General features: G+C 71.6%; 23 protein-coding genes and 3 pseudogenes. 13 read left to right on the forward strand and 13 right to left on the reverse strand.

From position 1 onward, the window contains the following. Positions 1–150: 150 nt before the first annotated feature. The 6 genes and pseudogenes from ACF1FZ_RS19885 to ACF1FZ_RS19910 all read right to left on the reverse strand — a co-directional run. A pseudogene (locus ACF1FZ_RS19885) lies at positions 151–1,392 on the reverse strand (ROK family protein); the annotation flags it as partial. Positions 1,393–1,445: 53 nt separating this feature from the next. Then, positions 1,446–2,777, reverse strand: coding sequence for a phytase (locus tag ACF1FZ_RS19890; RefSeq protein WP_391774703.1), 1,332 nt, complete (start codon positions 2,775–2,777; stop codon positions 1,446–1,448). 161 nt (positions 2,778–2,938) lie between these two features. Further along, positions 2,939–3,586 carry a DUF305 domain-containing protein gene (locus ACF1FZ_RS19895; RefSeq protein ID WP_391774704.1) on the reverse strand — a complete coding sequence of 216 codons (648 nt, stop codon included), beginning with the start codon at positions 3,584–3,586 and terminating at the stop codon, positions 2,939–2,941. Beyond that, on the reverse strand, positions 3,583–4,233 hold the full coding sequence (locus ACF1FZ_RS19900; RefSeq protein ID WP_391774705.1) for a DUF3105 domain-containing protein: 651 nt from the start codon (positions 4,231–4,233) through the stop codon (positions 3,583–3,585). Before ACF1FZ_RS19900 ends, ACF1FZ_RS19895 begins: the two co-directional genes overlap by 4 nt. 117 nt (positions 4,234–4,350) lie before the next feature. Then, entirely contained in the window at positions 4,351–4,782 is a 432-nt protein-coding gene (locus tag ACF1FZ_RS19905; RefSeq protein WP_391774706.1) for a hypothetical protein, read from the reverse strand. Positions 4,783–5,128: 346 nt separating this feature from the next. After that, positions 5,129–5,685: pseudogene (locus ACF1FZ_RS19910) on the reverse strand (4-carboxymuconolactone decarboxylase); the annotation flags it as partial. A 288-nt stretch (positions 5,686–5,973) separates the two neighbouring features. On the opposite strand from ACF1FZ_RS19910, the gene ACF1FZ_RS19915 reads away from it, so the two are divergent. The 8 genes from ACF1FZ_RS19915 (at position 5,974) to ACF1FZ_RS19950 (ending at position 14,813) form a co-directional block, all read left to right on the forward strand. Then, a complete protein-coding gene (locus tag ACF1FZ_RS19915; protein WP_391774707.1) occupies positions 5,974–7,677 on the forward strand; it encodes an FUSC family protein in 1,704 nt (567 codons plus the stop codon). Then, positions 7,674–8,183, forward strand: a complete 510-nt coding sequence (locus tag ACF1FZ_RS19920) for a MarR family winged helix-turn-helix transcriptional regulator (RefSeq protein WP_391774708.1) — start codon at positions 7,674–7,676, stop codon at positions 8,181–8,183. The genes ACF1FZ_RS19915 and ACF1FZ_RS19920 overlap by 4 nt, the downstream gene beginning before the upstream one ends. A gap of 628 nt (positions 8,184–8,811) precedes the next feature. Continuing rightward, on the forward strand, positions 8,812–10,416 hold the full coding sequence (locus tag ACF1FZ_RS19925) for a sensor histidine kinase (protein ID WP_391774709.1): 1,605 nt from the start codon (positions 8,812–8,814) through the stop codon (positions 10,414–10,416). Next, positions 10,413–10,820 carry a roadblock/LC7 domain-containing protein gene (locus ACF1FZ_RS19930; RefSeq protein WP_391774710.1) on the forward strand — a complete coding sequence of 136 codons (408 nt, stop codon included), beginning with the start codon at positions 10,413–10,415 and terminating at the stop codon, positions 10,818–10,820. The genes ACF1FZ_RS19925 and ACF1FZ_RS19930 overlap by 4 nt, the downstream gene beginning before the upstream one ends. Further along, positions 10,817–11,185, forward strand: coding sequence for a DUF742 domain-containing protein (locus ACF1FZ_RS19935; protein ID WP_391774711.1), 369 nt, complete (start codon positions 10,817–10,819; stop codon positions 11,183–11,185). The genes ACF1FZ_RS19930 and ACF1FZ_RS19935 overlap by 4 nt, the downstream gene beginning before the upstream one ends. Beyond that, positions 11,166–11,780 carry an ATP/GTP-binding protein gene (locus tag ACF1FZ_RS19940; protein WP_391774712.1) on the forward strand — a complete coding sequence of 205 codons (615 nt, stop codon included), beginning with the start codon at positions 11,166–11,168 and terminating at the stop codon, positions 11,778–11,780. The genes ACF1FZ_RS19935 and ACF1FZ_RS19940 overlap by 20 nt, the downstream gene beginning before the upstream one ends. An 80-nt stretch (positions 11,781–11,860) precedes the next feature. Beyond that, on the forward strand, positions 11,861–13,384 hold the full coding sequence (locus tag ACF1FZ_RS19945) for a cytochrome P450 (RefSeq protein ID WP_391774713.1): 1,524 nt from the start codon (positions 11,861–11,863) through the stop codon (positions 13,382–13,384). Between the two features lie 82 nt (positions 13,385–13,466). After that, positions 13,467–14,813, forward strand: a complete 1,347-nt coding sequence (locus tag ACF1FZ_RS19950) for a 6-phospho-beta-glucosidase (protein WP_391774714.1) — start codon at positions 13,467–13,469, stop codon at positions 14,811–14,813. Between the two features lie 3 nt (positions 14,814–14,816). Here ACF1FZ_RS19950 and ACF1FZ_RS19955 read toward each other — a convergent pair whose 3' ends face one another. Together ACF1FZ_RS19955 and ACF1FZ_RS19960 are read right to left on the reverse strand one after the other, a co-directional pair. Then, the gene (locus ACF1FZ_RS19955) at positions 14,817–15,254 is read right to left on the reverse strand and encodes a hypothetical protein (RefSeq protein WP_391774715.1); all 438 of its coding nucleotides are present in this window, start codon (positions 15,252–15,254) and stop codon (positions 14,817–14,819) included. Further along, positions 15,248–15,706: an ATP-binding protein gene (locus ACF1FZ_RS19960; protein WP_391774716.1), complete on the reverse strand. Its 459-nt coding sequence runs from the start codon at positions 15,704–15,706 to the stop codon at positions 15,248–15,250. Before ACF1FZ_RS19960 ends, ACF1FZ_RS19955 begins: the two co-directional genes overlap by 7 nt. A gap of 205 nt (positions 15,707–15,911) precedes the next feature. Here ACF1FZ_RS19960 and ACF1FZ_RS19965 point away from each other — a divergent pair, with 205 nt between their 5' ends. The 4 genes and pseudogenes from ACF1FZ_RS19965 (at position 15,912) to ACF1FZ_RS19980 (ending at position 18,031) form a co-directional block, all read left to right on the forward strand. After that, positions 15,912–16,772, forward strand: a complete 861-nt coding sequence (locus ACF1FZ_RS19965) for a helix-turn-helix domain-containing protein (protein WP_391774717.1) — start codon at positions 15,912–15,914, stop codon at positions 16,770–16,772. Beyond that, positions 16,772–17,008 carry a DUF397 domain-containing protein gene (locus tag ACF1FZ_RS19970; protein ID WP_014049581.1) on the forward strand — a complete coding sequence of 79 codons (237 nt, stop codon included), beginning with the start codon at positions 16,772–16,774 and terminating at the stop codon, positions 17,006–17,008. Before ACF1FZ_RS19965 ends, ACF1FZ_RS19970 begins: the two co-directional genes overlap by 1 nt. After that, positions 17,008–17,334 (forward strand): annotated as a pseudogene (locus ACF1FZ_RS19975) (hypothetical protein); the annotation flags it as partial. The gene ACF1FZ_RS19970 and the pseudogene ACF1FZ_RS19975, both read left to right, overlap by 1 nt. 247 nt (positions 17,335–17,581) lie before the next feature. Continuing rightward, positions 17,582–18,031 carry a YchJ family protein gene (locus ACF1FZ_RS19980; RefSeq protein WP_391774718.1) on the forward strand — a complete coding sequence of 150 codons (450 nt, stop codon included), beginning with the start codon at positions 17,582–17,584 and terminating at the stop codon, positions 18,029–18,031. A 221-nt stretch (positions 18,032–18,252) separates the two neighbouring features. Here ACF1FZ_RS19980 and ACF1FZ_RS19985 read toward each other — a convergent pair whose 3' ends face one another. The 5 genes from ACF1FZ_RS19985 to ACF1FZ_RS20005 form a co-directional block, all read right to left on the reverse strand. After that, complete coding sequence (locus ACF1FZ_RS19985; RefSeq protein WP_391774886.1) at positions 18,253–19,080, reverse strand: hypothetical protein; 828 nt, start codon at positions 19,078–19,080, stop codon at positions 18,253–18,255. Positions 19,081–19,435: 355 nt separating this feature from the next. After that, positions 19,436–20,650 (reverse strand): acyl-CoA dehydrogenase family protein, encoded by a 1,215-nt coding sequence (locus ACF1FZ_RS19990; protein ID WP_391774719.1) that lies wholly within the window; start codon positions 20,648–20,650, stop codon positions 19,436–19,438. Between the two features lie 4 nt (positions 20,651–20,654). Beyond that, positions 20,655–21,128: an SCP2 sterol-binding domain-containing protein gene (locus ACF1FZ_RS19995; protein WP_391774720.1), complete on the reverse strand. Its 474-nt coding sequence runs from the start codon at positions 21,126–21,128 to the stop codon at positions 20,655–20,657. Positions 21,129–21,200: 72 nt separating this feature from the next. Next, positions 21,201–21,464 (reverse strand): hypothetical protein, encoded by a 264-nt coding sequence (locus ACF1FZ_RS20000; RefSeq protein ID WP_391774721.1) that lies wholly within the window; start codon positions 21,462–21,464, stop codon positions 21,201–21,203. 199 nt (positions 21,465–21,663) lie between these two features. Further along, the gene (locus tag ACF1FZ_RS20005; RefSeq protein ID WP_391774722.1) at positions 21,664–22,878 is read right to left on the reverse strand and encodes a helix-turn-helix domain-containing protein; all 1,215 of its coding nucleotides are present in this window, start codon (positions 22,876–22,878) and stop codon (positions 21,664–21,666) included. 661 nt (positions 22,879–23,539) lie between these two features. On the opposite strand from ACF1FZ_RS20005, the gene ACF1FZ_RS20010 reads away from it, so the two are divergent. Then, a complete protein-coding gene (locus tag ACF1FZ_RS20010; protein WP_391774723.1) occupies positions 23,540–24,181 on the forward strand; it encodes a hypothetical protein in 642 nt (213 codons plus the stop codon). The last annotated feature ends 398 nt before the right edge of the window (positions 24,182–24,579 follow it).

Consider the following 24,579-nt stretch of genomic DNA (forward strand, 5'->3'; position numbering starts at 1 on the left):
CCACCGCCGCGGCGGAACGCTCCATGGCCTTCGAAGCCCTCGACCAGCTCGCCATGGAACACCTCCTCAACGTCCGCTGACACCCCCGGGTGTCCTGGGTGCCCGGTGGACCCCCGGGCACCCAGGACCTGGCTCTCGGACGTCCGCCGGCGTGGGCCGGGCGTACGCCGCCGGGTCGGCCAGCACGTCCTGGACGACCAGCGCCGCCGCGCCCCGCGCGGCGTCGCCCGCGACGGACGACGCGCGCAGCCTGCCTCCGCCCCGGGACCACAGGCCGGACACCACGCGGCCCGTGAGCTCCTCGTCGGCGGGCGGCGAGAGCCACGGCATCAGGCCGCGGTAGATACCGCCGAGCACCACCGCATCCGGATCGAACAGATTCACCGCGCCGGACAGCACCCGCCCCAGCATCCGGCCGGCGCCGGCCACGGCGGCCAGCGTCACGGGGTCACCCGCCTGCGCCCGCCGCTCCAGCTCCATCACCCCCGCGGCCCCGCCGGCGGCCTCGCCGATGCCGGCCGCGCGCAGCAGAGCCGACTGACCGGCGTACTGCTCCAGACAGCCGCGCGAACCGCATCTGCACTCAGGGCCCGCCGGGTCCACCACCACGTGTCCGATCTCCCCGGCGAAACCGTGCGCGCCGCGCAGCAGTTCACCGTCGAGCACCAGGGCGCCACCGACACCGATCTCGCCCGTCAGATAGAGGAAGCTGCGGACCGTGCCGAGCCCACCGAACCACAGCTCGGCCAGCGCCGCGAGGTTCGCCTCGTTCTCCGAGCGCACGGGCAGCGGCGCGGTGCCGGGACGCAGGCCGGCGAGCGCCTGAGCGAACAGTTCCTCGGCGGCGACCTGGTTCCAGCCCAGGTTCGGCGCCTGGCGTACCGAGCCGCCCGAGACGAGACCCGGTAGGGCGAGCGCCGTACCGACCGGACAGAGATCCTGCTCCCGCGCGGATTCCAGGGTGCGGGCGGCGATCCCCGCCGCCCGGGCCAGGACCTCTTCGGGCGGGGCACCGCGGTTGTCCAGGTGTTCGGTCTGCCGCACCCGGCCGGTGCCCGCCAGATCCACGACACACACCGACACGTAGTCGATGTTGACCTCCACGCCGAGCCCGGCGGGCCCAGTGCGCGCCACCTTCAGGGCCGTGCCGGGGCGCCCGGCCTGCCCGCTGAACGTCTTGCCCGACTCGGTGACGAAACCGCTGTCCAGCAGCTGTTCCACCAGCGAGGACACCGCGGCCCGGGTGAGTCCGACCCGGGCCGAGACCCCGGCCCGGGTCGCCTCGCCGGCCTCGCCCTCGTCCCGTACGGCGCGCAGCACGAGGCTCAGGTTGTGGCGTCGTACGGTGTCCTTGTCGGCCTTGGACCCCAGGGGCGCGAGGTAGCTCTTCATATGGGTGACGAGCCTATGCGATGCCCCTCGGGAGACGGCTCCCGCGGGGCCTCCTACAAGTCCGCCGCGTCCGTCACCGCCCGCAGGTCGACGAACTTGAAGCCGGTCGCCTCCCGGCCCTCCTCGTCGCCCGACGCGGAGGTCTCGTGCCCGTCCTGGACCACGAGCAGCCCGTGCGGATAACGGGAACCCAGCGGTTCGCCGAGCACGGCGGCACCGTCGCACTCCTCGCTGCCGTCGAGGTCGGCGGAGACGGCGGTGACACGGAAGCCGCCTTCGTACTCGTTGCCCTCGGAGACCTCGCGGTCGTACAGGACGAAACTGTCGTCACCCTGGCCCGACGCCATGAGGTAACCGTCGCCGCCGGACTCACGGAGGAGGGTCAGCCCCTCCACGTCGGCCGCCAGCCGCTTGCCGCCGAAGCCGGGGTCGGCGCCGGGCGCGCACTCCTCCGTCTCCGGGTCGTACGTCCCGGGGACGCCGTACTCCCTGACCTTGTCCACCAGGACCGGGCGTCCGCCCAGTCCTGCGGGCAGCCGCCAGATGCCGACGTCCTCCTGGCCCGCGTAGAGCGTGCCGTCCGCCGGGTCGACGACCATGCCCTCGACCTGGGGCAGCTCACCCGGCTCACCGCACGGCGTCCACGAGGTGCCGTCCGGAAGCCGGAAGGACGAGGGGAGCGAGAGGGTGCGCACCAGGCGGTAGCCCAGCGTGCCCGCAGCCGTCGGCCGCAGCTCCAGCAGCGCGACGTCCGTGGTGTTGCGCCGGCTGACGAGCGCGTACGCACGCCCCGTGGAGCGGTCCTGCCAGGTGGCGAGACCGTACGCGGTCCGCTGCTCGTTGATCTCCGCCTGGCCGGACGAGAAGACCGGGGCGGCACCGGGGTCGGTGACGTCCTTCAGCGGGCCGCCGGGCTGCGAGGGGTCGACACGGTAGATGCGGAGGCGGTCGTTGCCCCGGTCGCTCACCACGGCGACATCGGCACGGCCGGACGGGGTCCGGAGCCCGGTCACCAGGTCGACGTTGTTGAACCTGCCGGGAGCGTCGTCCTCCGTCGCGGGGGACGGTGCGGGAATCGTCTGGACCAGGGAAGCGTCCAGGCCGTAGACCCGCAGCCCGCCCTCCTTGGCGGTGGCGACGACGAGGCTGCGGCCGGGATCCGCGTCGTTGCGCCAGATCGCCGGGTCGTCGGCGTTCGCGTTGCCACCCGCCTCGTCGTCGTACAGTGCGGCGGTCTCGGCCGTCGCGCCGACCGAGGGCAGTGGCCGGGCGTGCGCGGGTGACAACGGGACCAGGGTGATCAGTGCCGTACCGAGGAGGGCGGTGGCAGCCAGGCGGGGGGAGCGGTGCATGCGCACGAAGGCTTCCTGTCGTGAGAGGGACATGTCCATGGCTCATCAGGAAGTGTCGGGCGACGGAGCGCTGCCGGGGTGTCGTGTCCATGAGGGGGACACGGGCACCAGGTGAATTCGCGGTGCCGCGAAGGCGGGCGGGTCCGGCGGCACGCGCCACCGGACCCGCCCGGCGCAGGGCGGCCCCGAAGGGCTCAGGGCCGGGCGCCCCTGGCCCGCAGCATGCCGGTCATGAGCGAGATCTCCGACTCCTGGGCCCGGGCCATCCCTGCCGCCAGGCCCCTGATCTCGTCCGTGCCCGCCGTCCCGGCCGCCGCCCGGGCCATGTCCGCCCCGGCGCGGTGGTGGGCGGTCATCAGCCGCAGGAACAGCACCTCGGCCTCCCTTCCCGCCGCCGCGCGCAGCCCGTCCAGATCCGTGTCCGTCGCCATGCCCGGCATGAGCGAGCCGTCGGACGGGGTGGCCGGGTGGCCCATCCACTCCATCGGCGGCCGGTCCGAACTCTTGGGCCTGTCCCAGGACTCCAGCCAGCCCAGCATCATGCCCCGCTGGTTGGCCTGGGTGTTGATGATGTCGTACGCGAGCCGGCGCACGTCCTCGTCGTCGGTGCGGTCCCGCACGAGGAACGCCATCTCCACCGCCTGCTGGTGGTGGACCGACATGTCCCGGGCGAAGCCCACATCGGCGGAGTTCTCCGCGGGGACGGCACCGGACTTCCCGGAGCCGGACGAGGAGGCCGCCGAAGGCCGTACGACCATCAGCAGGATCAGCCCCGCGGCCACGACGAACACCACGGCCCCCGCCCACACCAGCGAACGGGGAGCCCGCGCGGAGGGGGTCACCGGGCGACCCCGCCGGAGCAGGCGGCGCCCGGCTCCGGGGTCTGCGCGCCTTGGACGTACTTGGTGAAGAACTGCGCGACGCGGGCGTCGGTGGCGCTCTTCACGGTGAGCTGCTTGCCCCAGGCGCTGAGCATCAGCGGGTCCTTCTGGCCGGCCACGGGACTCATCAGGGAGTAGGGCGTCTTCGAGACGCGCTCGGAGAGCGCCTTGACGTCCGCCTCCTTCGCCTTGTCGTTGTACGTGACCCAGACGGCGCCGTGCTCCAGGGAGTGGACGGCGTTCTCGTTCGGTATCGCCTCGGTGTAGACGTCGGCGTCGCAGTTCATCCAGACCGGGTTGTGGTCACCGCCGACCGGCGGGTTCATCGGGTAGTCGACGGGTGTCTGCACGTGGTCCTGGGCCAGGTCGTCCCAGGACTTCTCACCTGTGACGGGCGAGGTCCTCGCCTTCTCCTCGGCCTTGTCCTGCTCGTCCGCGGCCGACACCAGGTAGCCGCCCCCGGCGACCAGGCCGGCGAGCACCACGACGGCCGCGGTGATGGTGATGAGACGGCTGCGGCGCTCCCGGGCGCGCTCCTTGCGGCGGGCCTCCTCGAGCTTGGCGCGGCGCGCGGCGGCAGGGTTGTTCTGGTTCTTGGCGGAAGCCATGTCAGGTCCTCGGGTTCAGCGGGTCGCGGGCGCGGAAGGCGCGCCGCACGGGGGCGAAGGCGCACGGACGGCCGGCCCCCGGCGCATCGACGGCGCGGAGGGCGGACCCGGGCGGGCCTAGATCCGCTGGACCTGCAGACGTAGCCGGTCGACAGCGCCCACCGAGTCGTTCGCGGGGCCCCGGACGGCCGCGGCGCCGGTGAGCGGGGCGGCCCGGTGCGCCGCCGAGGAACAGGGCAGGGCTACGGGAGCGGGGTGGCCGGAAAGCACGACGGCCGTCGTGTGATCCGTCGTTCCGTGACACGAGCTGCCGATCCCGCGTTCGTCCGGGGCGTCGGCCACGACGACCGCCACAGCGGTCGCGGGGGCCGGGGTGAAGGCCCTGAGGGCTGTCACGGAAGGAGGGCCAGCGGAGAGGGAAGCCGTACCGGCCGGGGAGCAGCAGAGGAACACCGCCGCGAGCACCAGCGCCCGGACCACTGCGGAGGGCAGGCCGGAGCCACCCCGTCGCCGGTCCGTCCGCCCGCTCACTCCGGTCATCGGCACCATCGTAGAGGATGTGTGAACGTTCAATGAGTTCAGCCCGCCGTTCGGCGGGTTTTCGACGCACGGTTCGGCCGCATCGCGCTGCGCGACCTGATTCCGGCCGTCGGATACGCGGAGTGCGCCTACCCGGTCCTCCCCGCGGGCCGGGGCCCCGGCCTCGCCCGGGCGGTGGGCCTTCGACGGGGAAACCGGCTTCGGACGCCTCGAACTCGTCCGCCCGGTGCTGAACGAGGCGTCCTGCCGTGTCGCGGCCGAGGCCGGGTCCCCCCTCGAAGGCATCGGCGGGCGGGGAAGCCGCGCGCCGGTGGACGGCCGGTGTGCACGTCCACGCGTGCGTGCGGGCCGGCGGTCAGCCGGTCTGACTCCCACCCGCGTCCCGCCCCTGCTCCGGCCGCTCCGCCTCGCCCGTCTCCGCCGGCACCCGCTCGGCCGTCGCGAACACCGAATTCGCCGCCGGGACCCCGCGGTGGACCCCCGCCCGCAGGAAGGCCGCGCCGATCTCGCGGGGCTGAGACCGCTGCGTACCGCCGCACGGACGTGCGCGACCAGGGCGGACAGGCTGCGCTCGCGCCGGGACGCCGTCGGGTCGGTCCAGATCTCGCCCCAGGTGTAGCGGGAGACGAAGTCCTGGAAGGGTGCGGTGAACTCCGTGGTCGCGGCCTGCGCCCGGTCCACGTGCGCATCGCCCAGGACCTCTCGGCGCACCATCGCCCCGCCCCCGCGCTCCCGGAGGGCGAAGTGGGCGCGCAGCGCCTCCCGCACGGCCTCCGGACGTCCGGCGGGAGCCGGACGGAAGGCGCGTGGCAGCTCGGTCAGCGTGGTGTCCGGGATCGCGTCGGCGGTCTCCCGGGCGTGTGCGGGCGGTGCCGCCGGGTCCTCGCGGCCCGCGACGACCGGCGTCGGTGCTCCGGAGCGCAGCCGGTGTACCGGGCGGGACCGGTCGGTTCCACGAGGTCCGTGCCGTCGGACGCGGGCTCGCCCGCGAGGGGTCTGCCCTCGTCGCGGGCCCGGCAGCGGCCGTCGGGCACCGGCTCGCGCCCTGGGTCCCGCGGTCTTCCTCCGATTCCTCCCGAGGTGTACGGCCCGGCCCTTTCCTGGGCTGTCGTGCAACACGTCATGGCCGCGCGGGGGACCGGCGGTGTGCGGTGCGCCCATGGAATATTTTACATGTGTAACACCTGTTAAGATAAATAGGTGAGTGATACAGCTGTGCGACCCCGGAAGTCATCCGTCCACAAACTGCCGGTCGCCGGCGTCCTGCGGCTGAAGAGCCCTGCGGAGACCTGGTACAAGCCCGCGCTGAGCGTGGTGGTCGCCTCGGGCGTCCCGAACCTGCTGCTGTACTCCCTCGACCGCCTCGACCTCGTCATGTACACCATGGCGGGATCGCTCTGCGCTCTCTACGGGCACAACCTGCCCTACGCCCGCAGGGCACACACCGTCCTGCGCGTGATCCTGGGGATGGCCGCGGGCTTCGCCGTCGCTCTGGTCACCGCCTCGGCCACCGGCTCGACCGCCGTGCTGATCGCGGTCGGCGCGCTGCTCGCGGCCGTGCAGAAGACCTTCTGCGACGCGACCCGCATCGGCCCGCCGGGCAACGTGATCTTCGCCTTCGTCACCTCGGCCGCACTCTTCGTCCCGCAGGAGCCCGGACAGCTGCCCGGGCACATGGCCCTGATGCTGGCCACGGGTGCCTTCTCCTGGCTGGTCACCGTCGGCCCGGTCCTGTGGCACCGGGAGGGGCCCGAGCGCCTGGCCACCGCCCGGGCGCTCGACGCGGCCGCGGCGTACGCGGCGGAACCCGACGCCCGGACCCGGCACGCCGCGGCCGCCGCGGTCCAGGCCGCCTGGCAGTCACTGCTGGCCGCCGGGCGCCCCACCCCCGTGCGCCAGGGGCTCGAGCGGCTCGTCGTCCACGCCGAACGGGCCCTCGCCGCCACGGCGGCCGACGGTCACCTCTCCGGCGCCGGCCCCGGCGAACTGCGCCGCTGGGCGGCGGCGACACGGGCCCGCGGCCCCGTCCCCGGCCCGCCGCCCGCGCCAGGCACCGTCGAAGAGCTCTTCGGGATCGACGCCGAACGGGCCGGACAGCGGATGAGGCGCGGCCGGCGTGAGGCCCGGCGCAGGCTGCTGCGCGCACTCGGCCCCGGCTCCCCGGTGCTGCCGGTCGCCTTCCGCACCCTCGTCGGGTGCGCCCTGGCCGGATACGTGTCCTCGGCGCTCGGGGCCGGCCACCCTTACTGGGCTCTCGTCACCGCGGCCTCGGTCTACCAGCCCAACCTCAGCCTCTCCTGGAGCAGGGCCCTGCAGCGGACGGTCGGCAACCTTCTCGGTGTTCTGGTCTTCGCGGCCGTCATCCCGTTCGCCCGGGTTGGCCCGCTCGTCCTCGTCCTGTGCGTCCTGTTCTTCGACTTCGCCGCAGAGGCCCTGATCACCCGCAACTACTGGCTCGGCTCCGTCGCCGTCACTCCGATGGCCCTGCTGATCCTGGAATTCGGCGGCTTCCAGCCGGCGGGCGAGCTCGTCGCCGACCGCGCTCTGGACACCCTCGTCGGAGTGACGGTCGGCCTCCTGGCCGCGATCGCCGTCACCAACCGCCGCGCGTCCGGCCGCGTGGAGCGGGCCCTCGCCGCGGCAGCGGAGGCCCGCCACCGCGCCGAACGGGCGGCCGCCGCCCCGACGGCCGACGCCCCGGTACTCGAAGCAGCCCGCAGGAGGCTGACCGCCTCCCTGGTCGAACTGCGCGACGCGAGTGACGTCGCGTCGGGCGAGTGGTGGCAGCGCGCCCTGCCCGAGGAGGAGTTGCTGGCGGCCGAACAGGCAGGGCACCGTACGCTCGCGGCGACAGCACGAAGGCAGGGGCTGACCACCCTGCCCCCGGAGAACGGAGCGGCGTGAGCGACGACATCGTGGCCTCGGTGGTGCGGCAGTGGCAAGCCGTCAACCCGGAGCTGGACACCGGACCGATGGAACTCATCGGCCGCATCAACCGCTGCGCGGCCCTTCTCCAGCAGGCCGAGGACGCCCCTCTGCGGGCAGCCGGACTCACCCGCGCCGAATTCGATCTGCTCGGCGCGATGCGGCGCACCGACCACGAACTGACCCCCGGCGAGCTGGCCCGGGAGACCTTCTCGTCCGGAGCCGCCGTCACCAAGCGGCTGCGCGTCCTGCAGGAGTCCGGCCTGATCGGCCGCCGCAGTGACGCCAGGGACCGCAGGGTCGCCCACGTCGGGCTCACGGAGACGGGGCGTGACCTGGTCGACCGCCTGCTGCCCGAACAGCTCGCCTATGAGCGGGCGGTGCTCTCCGGGCTCGGCGAGGAGACCCGCAGCGCCCTCAGCGGACAGCTCGGCGAGCTGCTGGTCCAGCTGGAGGGCCGGCTCGGCGGCGGCGGACGCCGCTGAGGAGACACCCGCCCGCGGACGGGCGGGCAGGGCCGGGCGGCTGCCGCGCGGCCGGCCGCCCTCACCGACGGTGAGGGCGGCGCGAGGTGAGGACGGCCGCGAGGGCGGCAGGCGGGACTCCGGCGATCCGGCGGTACCACCCCGCCGACTGTGCGCCTGAGTATTCGTACGCCTGTCCGTCGCTCAGGAAACTGCGCCTTTCGATCCGGTTCGATCACATGTGCCCTCGTCCCGTTCTGCGGTGCAGTTATATTCGTCTTTTCTGACGATTTTCGATCTTGAGTGCGAATACTTTTCTGTTTCTGCAGGGTATTCGATACCTCACGGAGAGAGCCCTCGCGTCCGGTGTCCCGCAGAAGGGGACGCTGCGGCCCGCTTTCTCCTGATTCCCGCATGACGTCACTCCCCGCGCACGCTCGACGCCGGTGAGTGCGAAAACTGGCGAGTGTATTACCGCCGACGGGTTCGCGCAGGGGGTTGGGCGAATATGCCGAAGCACTGTTCTGATCTGGCTAGGCTCACGCGCAGTGAAGTCGAGTTGATATGAATTCGAGCACTTGTTCACAACTGTCCGTGCAAGTGCCGTGCTTCCCGAATGCCTTCCCGAATCAACCGCCAGAGGGTTTAGATGGTCCGTGTTGAATCACCGCCGACCAACAGAGACATCCCCGTAGTCCGCGCCGCGCTCCTGCCCGTCGTGCTGATGGCCGGCGCCACCGCCGCCGGCGCGGTGCCGGTCACCGGCGCCACACGGGCGGCAGTCATCTGGTGCGGTGCGCTCGCCACAGTCGTGGTCGCCTCGCTCACCGTCGTGCTGCGCCGCCGACGCCGGGCGGCGCATGTCCAGCGCGTCGAGTACGAACAGCGCATCGCCCACCTGGAACACCGCATCGCCACGTACGACCGGGAGACCGAGCGGCTCAGCAAGGAGCTCCTGCCCGCCGCGATCCGCCGGCTGCGTGCCAGCAACTCGCCGCAGGAAGTGATGCGCGACATCGTCGACGCGGACGAGTCCTACCGCAACCTCCCCAGGGCGCAACGCGCCCTGGTCCTCCAGGTCCTCGACATCGTCGACAACGAGGAGGCGATGCGTGACTCCGCGCAGCGCGCCTTCGTCAGTGTCGCCCGCCGCGTCCAGGCCATCGTCCACCGGCAGGCCAGTGAGCTCCGGGAGATGGAGGACCACCACGGGCGTAACCCCGATGTCTTCGACGACCTGCTCCGCATCGACCACGGCACCGCGCTGATCGGCCGGCTCGCCGACTCCATCGCCGTACTCGGCGGCGCCCGCCCCAGCCGCCAGTGGCCCAAGGCCGTACCTCTCTTCAGCGTGCTGCGCGGTGCGATGTCCCGGATCCTCGAGTACCAGCGCGTGGATCTGCACTCGATCGCCAAGGTCGCCATCGTCGGAACCGCCGTCGAACCGCTCATCCACGCCTGCGCCGAACTCCTCGACAACGCGACGCGCTACTCACCCCCCCAGACCCGGGTGCACGTCACCGCGGTCGAGGTGCAGACCGGCATCGCCATCGAGATCGAGGACGGCGGCGTCAGCCTCAGCGAGGAGGCCCGGGCGAGGGCCGAGAACATGCTCGCCCAGGCCCAGGCCGGCATCAACATGAACGACCTCGGGGAGTCCCCACGCCTCGGAATGGCCGTGGTCGGCCGGCTCGCCCGCATGTACCAACTCCAGGTCTCCCTGAGGCAGTCCGCGTACGGAGGGGTCCGCGCCGTACTCATCGTGCCGCGCGACATGATCACCACCGGGCCCGCCCCCGGCATCGCGCACGGCATCGGCGCCACCTCGCGCCCCCAGAGTTCGCTCGACATGTCGCAGATGCAGCACGTCGTCCCCCCGCGGGGCAAGCACAAGGCACGCCCCACCGCCACCGGGCCCGTCCCGTCACTCGCTTCCCCCGCCCCGGCGGCGTCCGCCGCACGGCCCGCGTCCGCGGCGGCAGCCATGGGAGACGACGAGATCGTCGTGACCGAGTGGACCGAGGGAGGGCTCCCGCAGCGCCGCAGCCGAGGACGCGCACCCCTCGGTTCGCACAACCTCCCGCAGCAGTCCGCGCCGGCGGCGGAGCCCGTCGCGCGCAACGGGCACGGCGGCGGCTCGGCGCCTCCCGGTCTCTGGCTGGAGGCCTTCACACAGGCCGTCAACGGGGTGCCCGAGGAGCCGAAGACCGCCGCAGACTCTGACGACGCGTGGGACAAGGGAGACGAGAAGTGATCCAGCAACGGGGAAACATGGACTGGATGCTCAAGGAACTGGCCGACGACGTACCGAGCATCCATCAGATCGTGGTGCTCTCCGCCGACGGACTCCGGATCGCCCGGCACGGAGGTGATCCCGACGTCGCCGACCGTCTCGCGGCGGCATGTGCAGGACTGCAGAGCCTGGCCGCAGCCGTCGCCACCGAGATCCCCTACAGCGACGGCCTGATGAAGCTCGTCGTCATCGAGGTCACCGGAGGGTTCTTCTACCTGATGGCCGCGGGCACCGGCGCCTACCTCGCGGTCCTGGCCGGTGAGACGGTCGACGCCGGGCTGGTCGGTGCCCGCATGCGGGACATGGTCGTCCGCATCGGAGCGCACCTGACGAGTCCTCCACGCCACGGCGGGCAGTCCGGATGAGTCCCCCCCGACGAGAACGCCGAAAGGCCGACCCGGCGGTGAGCGACCCGGAACGGCTGTATGTGATCACCGGGGCCCCTGACGGCGAAAGAGCGGAACTCGACCTCGTCACCATGGTGGTGGCGCAGGCGGAGCCGTCGCCCACGGTCCAGCCCGAGCAGGCCGCGATCCTGCGGCTCTGCAAGGCGCCGTTGTCCGTCGCCGAGATCTCGGCCTACCTGAGTCTCCCCTTCAGCGTGGTCACCTCGCTCCTGACAGAACTCCTGGCGACCGAACTGATCGAGTCGCGCGCGCCCATCGTCCGCGCCACACTCCCTGACCGGTCCCTCCTCGAAGCGGTGATGCATGGACTTCAGAAGCTCTGACACGATCACGGGTCCCCGCAGCGAGGACGTCCTTCCCGACACGGCCACGGCCGCGGTGAAGGTCGTCGTCGTCGGCGGGTTCGGGGTCGGAAAGACGACCATGGTCGGCTCGGTGAGCGAGATCCGGCCCCTCACGACCGAAGAGACCATGACCCAGGCCGGCGTCGGCGTGGACGACAACGCGGGGGTGGAGTCCAAGACCGCCACCACCGTGGCCATGGACTTCGGCCGGATCAGCCTCAGCGAGGAACTGATCCTCTACCTGTTCGGCACCCCCGGCCAGGAACGCTTCTGGTTCCTGTGGAACGGCCTGTTCGAAGGAGCGCTCGGAGCCGTCGTCCTCATCGACACCCGGCGGCTCCAGGTCAGTTTCGACGTCATCGGCAGGCTGGAGGAGCGCGGGGTGCCGTTCGTCGTGGCCGTCAACACCTTCCCCGGGGCGCCGCATCACCCCGTGGAGGCCCTGCGCAGGGCCCTGGACCTGCCGGACGAGGTACCGATGATCGACTGCGACGCCCGGCTGCGCGCCTCCAGCCGCGACGTGCTGATGACCCTGATGCGCTACCTGCACAGCCTTGCCGTGCCGCTCACCTGAGGGCGGCCCGCACCTCCGCCTCTGAACGGGCTCTGTCCCCACTCGCCCGGACTCGGAACGCCTTATTTCCTGGAGCCACAGTGACAACCCCCTTCCACGATGAACCCGGATCGCCCACAGGTCCGGTTCCGCCCCCGCAATGCCCCGCGCACGGCACGGGCACCGGGCCCGGCGGGCTGCGCCGGCTGTACGGTCCCGAAGCCGAGGCGGACCCCGCGGGTCTGTACGAGAAGCTGCGCGCCGAACACGGCACGGTCGCACCTGTCCTGATGCACGGGGACGTCCCCGCCTGGCTGGTGCTCGGACACAGCGAGAACCTCCACATGACCCGCACCCCCTCACAGTTCTCCCGCGACTCGCGCCGCTGGCGCGCCCTGCAGGAGGGCCGTGTGGGCCCGGACCACCCGCTCGCACCCGTCTTCACCTGGCAGCCGGTGTGCTCGTTCGCCGAAGGCGCCACCCACGAACGGCTGCGCGGCGCGGTCACCGACAGCATGGCGCGCATCGACACCCGTGGCGTGCGCCGTCACATCAACCGCTACAGCAACCGGCTGGTCAACGACTTCTGCCAGGAAGGCCGAGCCGAGCTGGTCAGCCAGTTCGCCGAGCGGCTGCCGATGATGGTGATGTGCGCGATCATCGGCATGCCGGAGGAGTACGACGACCGCCTGGTGCAGGCCGCGCGTGACATGACGCGAGGCTCGGAGACCGCGGTCGCGAGCAACGCCTACGTGATCGGCGCGCTGGACCGGCTGGTCAGCCGCCGCCGGGAGGCGCCCGCCGAGGACTTCGCCACCTGGCTGGTCGAACACCCCGCCGGACTCACCGACAAGGAGGTCAGCGAGCACCTGCGGGTGGTTCTCATCGTCGCCTACGAGACGACCACCAACCTGATCGCCAACGTGCTGCGCATGGTTCTCACGGACCCGAGGTTCCGGGCCAGGCTCAGCGGCGGGCACATGACCGTGCCCGAGGCCGTCGAGCAGACGCTGTGGGACGAGCCGCCGTTCACCTCCGTCCTGGGCCGTTGGGCGGTGGGGGACACCGAGCTCGGCGGGCAGCAGATCAAGGCCGGTGACGCCCTCATCGTCGGTATCGCGCCGGCCAACACGGACCCCGCGGTCCGGCCCGACCTCACCGCCGGCATGGAGGGAAACCGCGCCCATCTGGCGTTCAGCAGCGGCCCTCACGAGTGCCCCGGCCAGGACATCGGGCGTGCCATCGCCGACGTAGGCGTCGACGCCCTGCTGATGCGCCTTCCCGACCTGGAACTCAGCGTCGACGAGAGCGAGTTGAGCTGGACCGGGAACTTCGTGTCACGGCACCTGGTGGACCTGCCGGCCAGCTTCACCCCCGGCCCGCAGCAGGAGATCGACGCGGAGCCCCTGCCGGCGGTGGCCCGGTCCCGGCCGCAGGCCGACTGGGAGGTGTCGTCGCCCCCCGCCCCCCGGCGCGGCTCCGCGGCCCCGGCGGCCCCCGCCCCGGCCGGAGCGGACACCGCCGAGCCGCACACGGCGCCCGGAGCGGGAGTGGCCGTCCCGGCGCAGCGCGGTGGGCCGGCGGGGCTCTGGCACGCCGTCGTGCGCTGGTGGAACGGCCACTGACACCGGCAGCCCGCGGCGTGCCGGGTGCCCCGGGCCCCGAGGTCCGGGGCACCCGGCCCCTCGCCCCGTACCATCGGGCAGCGTGAAGCTGACAATTCTTGGCGGAGGCGGGTTCCGGGTCCCTCTCGTGTACGGGGCACTGCTCGGGGACCACGCCGAAGGCCGCGTCTCGCGGGTGACCCTGTACGACACGGACGCGGACCGGCTCACGGCAGTCGCCCGGGTCCTCGCCGAACAGGCGGCCGGCATCGACGGCGCACCCGCCGTCCTCGCCACCGGCGACCTCGAAGAGGCCCTGCGAGGCGCGGACTTCGTCTTCTCAGCGATCCGGGTCGGCGGTCTGGAAGGCCGCGCCGCCGACGAGCGGATCGCGCTCGACGAAGGGGTCCTGGGCCAGGAGACGGTCGGGGCCGGTGGCATCGCCTACGGACTGCGCACCGTTCCCGTCGCCATGGACCTCGCCCGGCGCATCGCCCGGCTCGCCCCCGACGCGTGGGTCATCAACTTCACCAATCCGGCGGGCCTGGTCACCGAGGCCATGGCCCGGCACCTCGGCGACCGGGTCATCGGTATCTGCGACTCCCCGGTGGGACTCGGCCGCCGGATCGCCCGGGTCCTGGGCGCGGACCCGGACCGGGCCCGGATCGACTACGTCGGGCTCAACCACCTCGGATGGGTCCGAGGCCTGTGGGTCGAGGGCCGCGACGAACTCCCGCGCCTGCTCGCGGATCCGGTGCTGCTCGGCTCCTTCGAGGAGGGCAGGCTCTTCGGTCCCGACTGGCTGCGCTCGCTGGGCGCGATCCCCAACGAGTACCTGCACTACTACTACTTCAACCGGGAGGCGGTCCGCGCCTACCAGGACGCCGAGCAGACCCGCGGCGCCTTCCTCCGCGAACAGCAGGAGGGCTTCTACGCCCGGATGAAGGACCCGGCCGCACCGCCGCTGGCCACCTGGGACCGTACACGCGCCGAACGTGAGGCGACGTACATGTCGGAGAACCGGGACGTGGCCGGGGCCGGGGAACGCGAGGAGAGCGATCTGGAGTCCGGGGGTTACGAACAGGTGGCCCTCGCCCTGATGCGCGCGGTCGCCCGCAACGAACGCACCTCGCTGATCCTCGACGTCCGCAACCGGGGCACCCTCCCGGAACTCGACGCGGACGCCGTCATCGAGGTGCCGTGCCTGGTCGACGCCAACGGCGCGCATCCCGTCGCCGTCGACCCGCTCCCGTACCACGCGGTCGGACTGGTCACGGCGGTCAAAGCCGTGGAGAGGGCCGTGCTCGAAGCCGCAGGCAACGGATCACGGGCGGCGGCCGTGCGGGCCTTCGCCCTGCACCCGCTGGTCGACTCCGTCTCCGTGGCCCGCCGGCTGGTCGAGGGATACACCAGGGTCCACCCGGGGCTCGCCTATCTCGACCGGCCGTGACCGTCAGCGAGTGGGCACGGCCCCCGGCCGGCCGGAAGGACCCCAGGACGGCACCACACCGGTGACCTGGCACACCATGAGGAAGAGGGGAATGGGCGGAGTGTAGGGCGTACGGCTGTCCGGCGCGTGGATCAGCCGGGGCCGTCCGGCGGGGACGTAGGCCCCGGCTGCGTACGAGGCCTGCTCCGGCCAGTCCAGATCGAGGTCCGAACCCGACGGCACGATCCACCACCACCGGTCGGCGTCGGCGAACACGCATCCGGCGCGCGGCAGATGCGACATCAACCGGAACCCGTACCGCGCCGGTACACCCACCGCGTCGTAGCCGAGGCTCGCCGACAGAGCGGGCGGCAGCGGCAGCCGGATCCTGCCGGGGGCGCCCCCCTCCACGGGGCGGGCGCGGCGCGCGCCGAGCAACTGGGACAGGGCGTGCCTCAGCATGTCCGCTCCGGGCCGTACGGCAACTCGGCCCACACGATGCGCCCCGAGTGGTCCCCCGCGGCGTGGGAGCCCCAGGCGGCGCTCATGGAGTCGACGAGCAGCAGCCCGCGCCCGTGCTCCCCCTCGGCGGTGAGGGACAGCCGGGGGCCTGCGGGCTGATGGCCCTGATCCTGCACGGAGACGCGCAACCGGCTGCCCTCGCAGCGGAGCTCGCAGACGACCCGTGTGCTCACGGTGTGTACCACCGCGTTGGTGAACAGCTCGGAGACGATCAGCACAGCCGCGTCGTGGGTGTCCCCGGTCAGCCGCCAGTCCGCCAGCCGGGCGCGCGTGAGACGCCGGGCGCCGGCCACCGACTCGGGGTGCGCCGGCAGCGCGAAGCAGTAACGGAGCGCCTCCGCCCCGGGGCTGAGGTCCATGAGCCGGGGGATGAGCGCACTGCCAGGTGCCACGACCGATTCCTCACAGTGGGGGCTGTGTCACGCCTCGCACCGCCCAGGAAAGGGCGGACGCGATCACGCGGACTTGGTTCGGTCACCAACTCTCCCCCTGACGGGAACACTTGGCAAGAGGCACTCTGAAAAATTCAGAGTGGCTGTGTCCCTGGAGCCGTGCGCATGGCACACTGCTGGCACACAGTGCATCGGGAGGTCTGAAGTGAGCGAACCGCGGTCCGCCCCGACCGTGGGCCAGGTCGTTCTCGGCAAGCGCCTGCAGGATCTGCGGGAGCGCGTCGGCCTGAGCCGCGACCAGGCGGCGAAGGTGCTCCGTGTCGCCCCGGGGACCATACGCAGGATGGAGACGGCCGAGGTCGGGCTGAAGATCCCGTACGTCCAGCTCCTCCTCAAGGCCTACGGCATCGCCGACGACGAGACCGAAGCCTTCGTCGAACTCGCCGAAGAGGCCAACAAGCCCGGCTGGTGGCAGCGCTTCCACGACGTGCTGCCCGACTGGTTCAGCATGTACGTCAGCCTGGAAGGCGCCGCGAGCCTCCTGCGCACCTACGAGCCGCACTTCGTCCCCGGCCTGCTGCAGACCGAGGACTACGCGCGCTCCGTCCTGCGCACCGGTGCGGTCGGCCAGACCCGGCCCGCGGACATCGAGCGTCATGTGGCGCTGCGGATGGAGCGGCAGTCACTGCTCACCAAGGCGGAGGCGCCGAAGCTGTGGGTGGTGATGGACGAGACCGTCCTGCGACGCCCCGTCGGCGGTCCCGACGCCATGCGGGCCCAGGTCGACCGCCTGCTCGAGGCGACCGACCTGCCCAACGTGACCCTGCAGATCGCGGAGTTCGCGAGCGGCCACCACCCGGGAACGTACGGCCCGTTCGTCCTCTTCCGCTTCGCGGTCCCCGAACTCCCCGACATGGTCTACAGCGAGTACCTGACCGGCGCCGTCTACTTCGACGCGCGTCCCGAGGTGGCTTCCTACCTCGAGGTCATGGACCGAATGGCGGCTCAGGCCGCAACTGCACAACGCACGAAGGAAATCCTCAGGGACTTCCGCAAGGAGCTGTGATGAACCACATATACAACGGCATGCCGGCCGCCGACCTCGGCACCGAAGGCTGGTACAAGCCGTGGAGCGGTGGTAACGGCGGCAATTGCATCGAGGCCATGAAGCTGGCGGACGGCAGGGTGGCGGTCCGCCAGTCCGCGGACCCCGACGGACCCGCACTCATCTACTCCAACGGAGAGATCGCCGCCTTCATCCAGGGCGCCAAAGCCGGACAGGCCGATTTCCTTCTGACCTGATGCACCGCACCTCCTGGCACACCACCCCACCGGTCACACGACCTGCCACCGCACACCGTTCGCCGAAGCCCCCGACCGTCGGCGCGCGTCACGACCGGGCAGGAGGCCCGGGCCGTCGAGACCGGCACGACCACACCCGTCCGGCGCGGACGTACGGCTGGTTCCTCGGCGGCAAGGACACCTGCCCGGTCGACGAACAGACGGCCAGCAGCTGCTCCCCCTGGACTCCGGAGGCCGTGACATGGCGCGGGCCGACCGGGCGTTCATGCACCGGGGCCCCCGCCGGCTCGTCGAGAGCGGCATACGTCAGTCCCCCCGGCATCGGCTCGGGTACACCCACCGAACCGAACCTCCACCGGATCGCCCAGCGGACCGCTCCGGACGCACACGGCGGCGCCGCGACTCGTCGAGCCGGGCGTCCCGCTCCCGGCGGACCGGCGGCCGGAACTCGGCGAGATCACCGGGGTCCCCGGCAACGAACCGATCCCCGGTTACGCGGGCGTGGCGCGCAAGCGCTGAGCGGTGCGGGACACGCCCGCGGGCGGCCCGTGGCCGACAGGTCACAATGGGCCCATGTCACGACGCACCTCACGCTCCCGTCGGCCGGCCGCTCCGCAGGCGGGCCCCCCGCGGATCACCTCGGCGACACCGTGCCCGTGCGGTCTGCCGGCGTCCTACGGAGACTGCTGCGGCCGACTGCACGCGGGTACGGCCGCGGCCCCGACGTGCGAGGCGCTGATGCGTTCGCGGTACGCGGCCTTCGTCGCCCAGGACGCCGGCTACCTGCTGCGCAGCTGGCACCCGGCGACCCGCCCGTCGGCCATCGACTTCGACCCGGCGATGCGCTGGGAGGGGCTGGAGATCCTGGCGACCACCGAGGGCAGCGCCTTCCACACCACCGGAACGGTCACCTTCCGCGCCCACTACACCGACGACGGCCGGCCCGGCTCGCTCCACGAACAGAGCCGGTTCGTCCGCGAGCAGGGTACGTGGGTGTACGAGACGGCGGTCTTCGCCGACTGAGAATCCGCGGTACGGGTACGCCTCGGGACGCGGGCGTGGGCGAGGACGCGGCGGAGCCGTACACCGAAGGGGCACGCTGCCGGCGCGGCAGGTACACGGCCTTCACACCCGCTGGAGACCGAGGACGCCGAGCCGGCCCGGGGCCGGCGCTCCGATCCGGTGGCCGGCACGAGGCCGCGTCCGGCCCGGTTCCTGTACGAGCTGCGCGCGGGCCGCACGGCTCAGGCCAGCAGTTCCCGCAGGGACGCCCGCATCCGGGCCACGAACGCCTCGCGGACCTCCTCCGGAACCCGGTCGAGCGACAGGTAGGGATTGAGGTCCTCCAGCTCGACCAGCAGGAGGCCGCCCTCCGGGGTCCGGCAGGCGTCCACCCGCTGGATGCCGTGCGTGAGGGTGTTCCACTCGACGAAGCGGCGCGCGAAGGCCAGGTCCACAGCGGTCGGTGCGTACGGTTCGAGCACCCAGCGCCTGTCCGGATGCGGTGCGTGGAGGGCGTACCGGAAGTCGTGGTCGACGAAGTAGAAGGACACCTCGTAGCGGAAGTCGATCCTCGGCTGGACGAGCAGGGCGCCGTCGGCTCCCTCGGGCAGCTCCGGCTCCTCGGTGTAGCGCAGGCCCACCGAATCCGCGCCCAGCTTGGGCTTGACCACATAGCCGGCCGACCGGGGGAGCAGCCCGAGGTCGGCCGCACGGTCCACGGTCGGGATCACCGGGAATCCGGCCCGGCTCAGATCGACCAGATACTGCTTGCCCGCCATGTCGCCGCTGCCGTCGAGCGTGTTGTACACCCGGGTCCCTGATTCCCGCGCCCGGGCCCGGAACGCCTCGTACGCCTCCTGGTAGTGCAGGACCGGACCGCTGTTGCGGACGACGGCCGCGTCGAACCCGTCCAGCAGCGCCACCGCGTCCCGGGGGTGGCAGAGGGCGACATCGAAGGTCTCGCGCAGCCGGGACGTCAGGAAGATGTCCTCGTCGCAGTAGCGCCGTCCTCGCGCCTCGTAGGCGAGGTCGGTGATGAACAGGACGGACGGACGGGAGGCGGCGGACACGGCGATCAAGAATGCTCCCAGGGGTGTTGTCGGATGGCGGTCATCAGCTTCACCGGCTTCGCCCGTTCGGCGTCATGGACCATCCTGGTCCCTGCTCCGCAGGAGGCGTACGTGTTCCGGTTGTCGTCACCGCCGGGCATTCTCTCGTCCGTCTCCGTCGCCGGTCCCTGCGGGGCCTGCCGGACGGTGCGGACGAGGAGGCCGCCCCGGAGCCACGGCTACGAACACGGCAGGGAGCACCCGTCGCCCCGGGCGGGGCCTTTGCCGGGGAGGCACGACCGGCACGGCGGAGAGTTTCCCCGTACGGCCTGCCGCTCCGGACGAGCGTGCCGCGTCCGGCGCCTGGTGTCCGGTGTCAGCGGATGTGACGCCCCGAGACGGCCCGGGCGATGACCAGGCGCTGGATCTCGCTCGTGCCCTCGAAAATGGTGTAGATCTTCGCGTCGCGGTACATCCGCTCCACCGGGTGCTCCCTGCTGTACCCGGCGCCGCCGAGGATCTGAACGGCTTTCTCCGTCGCGGAGACGGCGAGCTCACCCGCGCGGAGCTTGGACATGGAGCCCTGGCCGGCGTCGAACGGCCGGTCGTTGCGGGCCATCCACGCGGCCTGCCAGATCAGCAGGCGTACGGCCTCGATCTCCGTACGGATGTCCGCCAGGGCGAAGGCGATCGACTGGTTCTCGATGACGGGCCGCCCGAACGCCTCGCGCTGTCCGGCGTACTCCAGTGCGTACTCGTAGGCGGCACGCGCGATACCCAGGGCCTGCGCGCCCACCGTCGGGCGGCTGACCTCGAAGGTGGCCATCGCCGCCTGGCCCTTGGCGTCGCCGCCCTCCCGGGCGCGGGCCAGCCGTGCGTCCAGCTTCTCCTTCCCGCCGAGCAGGCAGTGCCCCGGGACGCGCACGTCGTCGAGGAAGAGGTCGGCGGTGTGCGAGGCGCGCAGGCCGAGTTTCTTGATCGCGCGGCCCGCCTCCAGGCCCCGCGTGCCGGGTGGCACGATGAACGCGGCCTGCCCCCGGGCGCCGAGCGCGGGGTCGACCGAGGCGACCACCACGTGGATCCCGGCGATCCCGCCGTTCGTGATCCACGCCTTCCGGCCCGAGAGCACCCATTCGTCCCTGGCCTCGTCGTACCGGGCCCTGGTGGCCATCGCGGAGACGTCGGAACCGGCTTGCGGCTCGGAGACGCAGAAGGCCGCCACCTTCGGGTCGTCCTCGTCGCCGTAGCACTGGGGCACCCACTCGGCGAGCTGGTCGGGGGTGCCGGAGGCGAAGATCCCGGCGACCGCGAGAGAAGTACCGAAGAGGGCCATGCCGATCCCGGCGTCACCCCAGAAGAGTTCCTCGTTGGCGATCTGCAGGGAGAGCCCGCTCGGGTCCCCGTACATCTCGGCGAGCGACTCGAATCCGTACAGACCGATCCTGGCCGCCTCCTGGATGACCGGCCACGGCGTCTCCTCGCGTGCGTCCCACTCGGCCGCGGCCGGGCGCACCACCTGGACGGCGAAGCCGTGCACCCAGTTCCGCAGGTCCTGCTGTTCCTCGGTCAGGGCGAGGGAGAAGTAGCTCACGGGCTCAGGCCTTCGGGATGTCGAAGTAGCGGGTCAGGCCCGAGGCCAGGCCGACGTCACCGGCGACCTTCAGCTTGCGCATCATGAACATCGTCACGGGATTGCCGTTGCCGGAGACCAGCTTGAGGAATTCGGCGTCGCCCATCACCAGCGTCGTACGGGGCTCGGCGTCGGACCGGCCCGCTCTCACCGTGCAGGTGCCGTCGGCTATGGAGGTCTCGTAGACCTCCTCGCTCTCCCCAGTGATCTTCCAGCGGATCAGGGCTTTCAACTGACCGGCTGCTTCCGGACGGAACTGCTGCCGCATCCGGCCGAAGACCTCGCTCAGCACCCGGGTTCGCAGGTCCCCGCGCATGATCTCGCCGAGTTGCCCGGCGGACAGACTCCTGACGATCCGCGCGAACTCCTCCGGGGAGACTACGGCGAAGTCGAGCCCGGACAGTTCATCGACGAGGTCACCGTTGCTGTTGTCGGACACACCAAATCCTTACTCCAAAGTAAACTTACTTTTGAGTAAGGTAAGGCGGCCGCCGCCGGTGCGCAAGAAGCGTCACCAGGCCCCGTCCGGATGCACCGCGAGATGCGGGTGATGGGCGGAGAGCACCTTGTTGGCCCACGCCAGCTCGGACAGCGCCTGCTCGCGGTCGGCCTGGTCCTCGATGCCGAGCCTCGGTCCCCGGAACCTGCGCACCTCGCGGGCGGCGCAGTCGGCGTCGAACTCCGCCTGCAGGATGTGCTGGGGGGTGCAGGAGCCGATCAGCGCGGCGACCCGGTCGGGGATCGGCACGGGGACGAGGAGGTGCGAAGCGGTCATGGGGGGGTTCCCTCTCGGATGGTCGGCCAGGAGGTGGAGCTCCGCGACGGCCGGCGGGCCGCCGCTCCTCCCTATGTAACGGGACGCAGTTCCTGGTTTCTCGTTGAGAACGTCTCCGTGTCGCAACCGTTTGGGACTGACCGTCTATTTCGCGTTACCTGGCGGTAAGTTGATTTCATGTACCGCGTGTGATGCCGCCTCAGTTGAGGGCCTGCCCGCTCCGGGACCGCAGCTGCGTGGCGCGCAGCACGACTTCGATGGCGAAGCGGCTCTCCGGGTCGGTGAGCTGGTCGCCGAAGATGGCCTCCAGGCTGCGCATCCGGTAACGGACCGTCTGGGGGTGGACATCCAGCAGTTCGCCCATCTGCGCGGCGGTGCCCCGGGTGTCGAGCCAGATCCGGAGCGTCTCGACCAGTCGCTCGCGTCGTGTGGCGCTGATCCCCGCGACGGGGGCCAGTTCGCGCTCGGCGAGGTGGTCGAGGAGGGCGAGGTCGGAGAGGAGCCACAGGGTGACGAGGTGGTCCTCGCACAGGATGAGGGGCGCGTCCTCGATGACACCGGATTCGACGAGCTCGACCACCCGCCGGGCCCATCTGATCGAGTGCGACGCGTTCGTGGTCGGTACGGTCAGCCCGACCGCGGCGCGGGTGCCGGCCAGGGCGCGGTCGAGCATCTCCCGCCGGGGGCCGTCCAGCGGCCCGGGGACGAGCAGGTGCGGCTGCGGATCGCCGAGGTCGGCCAGCACGTCTCCGGGCAGGGCGGCGGGGTCCACCCCGACCGGGGAACGTACGGCGACGAGCGTGACCTGCTCCGGCAGCGCCCAGCCGGTCTGCTCGCACAACTCCGCGATGGCGGTACGGGGAGTCGGCCGTCCGGCCAGGACGAGGTGCAGCAGCCGGCGGCGCATGGCTTCGCCCTGTTGGTCGGACTGGGCCAGCACCTCGCCGTACCCCTCACGGGACAGCGACTCCAGCTCGTCGACGTAGGCGAAGAGCGCGTCGGCGAAGCTGAGCATCAGCGCCGGTGAGAAGTTGTAACTCCGCCCCACCTTCTTCGCTCTTCGTAAGGCGATGCGCGCCCCCAGCCGGTACGCACCCTGGAGGGCGTCCATGCCACGGCCCTCGTAGGCCTCGAAACGGCCGAATCTCCGGCACATGTCGTCGCGGAGCCGGGTGGAGGTGGACGGCTCGGCGACCAGGTCGACGAACGAGGAAAGGCTCTGCTCCACGCCGACGCGGATGGCCTGGCCGTTGGGGCCGTTCAGCAGGCGCGCGTATTCCGGATACGCGCGGGTCACTTCCATGCCTATCTCTTTGATCAGGCTCGGCAGTTCGGGCCGCATGATCGCGGCGAACTCCTGGGGGAGGGGCCCCAGCGGGTCCCCGGTGTCCAGCGGCTGGATAAGTCTGGGCATGGCCGTCCCCTTGCTTTCCCGGGCCCGGTGCGGGGAGAGCGGCGTGGGGGAGGGCGCTCCGCGGACCGACAGGTGTGTACCGACATCGGCGCCGAAGATAGACCAAGCCGGGCGAGGTGCACACTGTCTGGACAAGATCGAAGTGTAAGGGGCACGTAGTGTGGCCCCGCGGTGGGGCTCCGGTGCAGGTGGGACGGGAAATGCTCACTTCCGGACAATGTTTTCGGCCGTGAGCGGCACCGAGGACGCCCGCACGGTGGCCGGCGGACGGGCCCCCGGGCCGCACCGCTGTGTTCGTCGTGCCCCCGGTCGGCACGGTTCCGTCCCGCTCCGGGGGTCCGGGCGAGCTGCGTGACGGGGCGGGGCCCCGGGTGCCTCATGAAACAACCGCGAAATATTGCGCACCAAGTGACAAGTGCAGCACGTGAATTAGTGACCCAGGGACGAGGAAAAAACTTGCCGAACCCAACCTTGACCGACGGGATTGTGCTCGAAGTTTCCCGCGAGTAACGTCACGCCCTGTCACAGAGCATATGTGGCTGAAAGAGCAGCACGGCCCCCACGCAAGGCGATTCACCGCGGCACTCCCTGCGCCTTTGCAGGATCCCGGGTGCTGTCCCCGCAACAGTGCTCCTGCACTGTCGAATCGGAGGAAATCACTGTGCGCAACTCCTTCAAGAAGATCGCAGTGGCAGCCGGCGCTGCCACTGCCGCCGTCACCCTCGGAGCCACCACCGCCACCGCCGGCGTCGCCGCGCCCACCTGGACCGTCGGCCCCAGCTCGCCGTTGACGGCCTCGGCCGCCTCCACCGGCACCGTCACGCTCAGCCTCAACGGCATCCCGCTGACGTGCACGACATCGGCGGCCACAGCCGCTCTGAAGACCGCCTCCGGTACCACTGGGGTGACGGTCGGCACCATCGCCCCGCTGACCTGGAGCGGGTGCACCAGTCCGTTCGGCCCGGTGACACCGACCGCCAACACCACCACCCCGTGGGGCATCGTGGCGAACACCTACGCCTCCGGCGTCACCACCGGCTACATCTCCAAGGTGAACGCCACCCTGAAGGTTCTCACCTGCACCTTCTCGGTGACGGGCAACGTTCCCGCCACCTACAACAACAGCACCGGTCAGCTGAAGGCCGCCAGCACCACGGCGTCCACCTACAAGCTGACCGTCGCGACCGCCTCCGCGGGCTGCGCCGGCATCGCGGCCGTGGGCCAGAACCCGCTCTACACCGCCACGTACAACGTGGTCCAGAGCGGCACCACGACCAAGCCGACCATCGTCTACACCCCCTGATCCGGCCCTGCGCCGGTAACGGGTGAACGACGGATCGCACGGCGGGCCGGCCCGCCGTGCGATCCGCATCCGGATCACCCGGAGGTAATGGCGCTCCGTATCGCCGACGCGTATCGCCGAGTGGAGGAATCCGCTGTGGGTCGTCCTGTGAGAAAACTGGTGGCGATGGCAGCCGCCGTCGTCGCGGCTCCCACTGCCACGGCACGTGCCACCGCACCGGCCTGGACCGTCGGACCCGTGTCACCGGAGACGTTCTCCGCCCTCGCCGGCAACCCTGCTCCCACGCTCGACGGCGCCCCGATCACATGTGTGTCGTCCACGGCCCAGGGCAACCTGCCGTCTGTTCCCGGCGGTCCGTCCGTGCAGGCCGGGTCGATCACTTCGCCGGCCTGGAGCGG

Source organism: Streptomyces sp. NPDC014623 (genome assembly GCF_043088245.1).
GTDB lineage: Bacteria > Actinomycetota > Actinomycetes > Streptomycetales > Streptomycetaceae > Streptomyces.

Coding starts and splice junctions, on each gene's coding strand:
- ACF1FZ_RS19890 (WP_391774703.1), bottom strand. CDS start 2,777: ATGTCCCTCTCACGACAGGAAGCCTTCGTGCGCATGCACCGCTCCCCC.
- ACF1FZ_RS19900 (WP_391774705.1), bottom strand. CDS start 4,233: ATGGCTTCCGCCAAGAACCAGAACAACCCTGCCGCCGCGCGCCGCGCC.
- ACF1FZ_RS19905 (WP_391774706.1), bottom strand. CDS start 4,782: ATGGTGCCGATGACCGGAGTGAGCGGGCGGACGGACCGGCGACGGGGT.
- ACF1FZ_RS19925 (WP_391774709.1), top strand. CDS start 8,812: ATGGTCCGTGTTGAATCACCGCCGACCAACAGAGACATCCCCGTAGTC.
- ACF1FZ_RS19935 (WP_391774711.1), top strand. CDS start 10,817: ATGAGTCCCCCCCGACGAGAACGCCGAAAGGCCGACCCGGCGGTGAGC.
- ACF1FZ_RS19940 (WP_391774712.1), top strand. CDS start 11,166: ATGGACTTCAGAAGCTCTGACACGATCACGGGTCCCCGCAGCGAGGAC.
- ACF1FZ_RS19955 (WP_391774715.1), bottom strand. CDS start 15,254: ATGCTGAGGCACGCCCTGTCCCAGTTGCTCGGCGCGCGCCGCGCCCGC.
- ACF1FZ_RS19970 (WP_014049581.1), top strand. CDS start 16,772: ATGAACCACATATACAACGGCATGCCGGCCGCCGACCTCGGCACCGAA.
- ACF1FZ_RS19980 (WP_391774718.1), top strand. CDS start 17,582: ATGTCACGACGCACCTCACGCTCCCGTCGGCCGGCCGCTCCGCAGGCG.
- ACF1FZ_RS20000 (WP_391774721.1), bottom strand. CDS start 21,464: ATGACCGCTTCGCACCTCCTCGTCCCCGTGCCGATCCCCGACCGGGTC.
- ACF1FZ_RS20005 (WP_391774722.1), bottom strand. CDS start 22,878: ATGCCCAGACTTATCCAGCCGCTGGACACCGGGGACCCGCTGGGGCCC.